We start from the raw sequence: 1,035 nt of genomic DNA on the forward strand, positions 1-1,035 counted from the left end.
GTGGAAGGCACGTCCTCCTACGGAGCCGGCTTCACCCGGGCCGCCCGCTCTGCGGGCCTTCACATCGTGGAGGTCAACCGGCCCGACCGGGCCGAACGCCGCCGCGTCGGCAAGTCCGACCCCATCGACGCCTACGCCGCCGCCCGCGCCGCCCTGTCCGGACGGGCCTGCGGCGCGCCCAAGGACGACACCGTCGCCGGCATACGCGCCCTGCACAACGCCGCCCGCTCCGCCGTCAAGGCCCGCACCGCCGCCCTGAACCAGATCGGCCACCTCCTCATCACCGCCCCCGACACCATCCGCACCAAGTACGGCCGACTCAAAGGAACGGACCGCACCGACACCCTGGCCCGGCTGCGGCCCTCCGGGGACGCCGTCCACACCGCGGTCCTCACCGCGCTCAGAAGCCTCGCCCGACGTGTCAAAGAGCTGACCGCCGAGCACGAGGCACTCACGCGGGCCCTGGACGAGGAGGTCACCGTCCACAATCCCGGCCTGCGGGCCGCCTACGGAGTCGGCCCCGACACCGCGGCCCAGCTGCTGGTCACCGCCGGAGGCAACCCCGAACGCATGCGGACCGAAGCGTCCTTCGCAGCCCTCTGCGGAGCCGCACCGGTCCCCGCCTCCAGCGGCCGGACCAACCGCCACCGCCTCTCACGGGGCGGCGACCGGCAGGCCAACGCAGCCCTCTACCGCATCGCCCTGGTCCGCATGTCCAGCGACACCCGCACCCGCGACTACGTCACGCGTCAGACCGCCGCCGGACGGACGAAGAAGGAGATCATCCGGCTCCTGAAACGGGCCATCGCCCGGGAGGTGTTCCGCTGCCTGACCACCACGGTCACCGCCCCCCACATCGCCGACCTGAGACCTCTGCGCCAGTCCAAGAACATCACCGTCACCGCCGCAGCCCGACACTTCGGACTCTGGCCGACCGCCATCTCCGCCCTCGAACGCGGAATCCGCCGAGACGACGACCTCGCCCACACCTACCGCAACTGGCTCCAAGCCGCTTGACAGGCAATAGGAGCATCA

General features: G+C 71.7%; 1 protein-coding gene. It reads left to right on the forward strand.

All coding sequences use genetic code 11. The annotated features are described in order from the left end of the window. Positions 1–1,017: transposase (locus ACVNF4_RS36345; RefSeq protein ID WP_461807080.1), on the forward strand; the 1,017-nt coding region annotated here is incomplete at its 5' end. Positions 1,018–1,035: the final 18 nt, after the last annotated feature.

It is taken from the genome of Streptomyces sp. S6 (genome assembly GCF_054880855.1).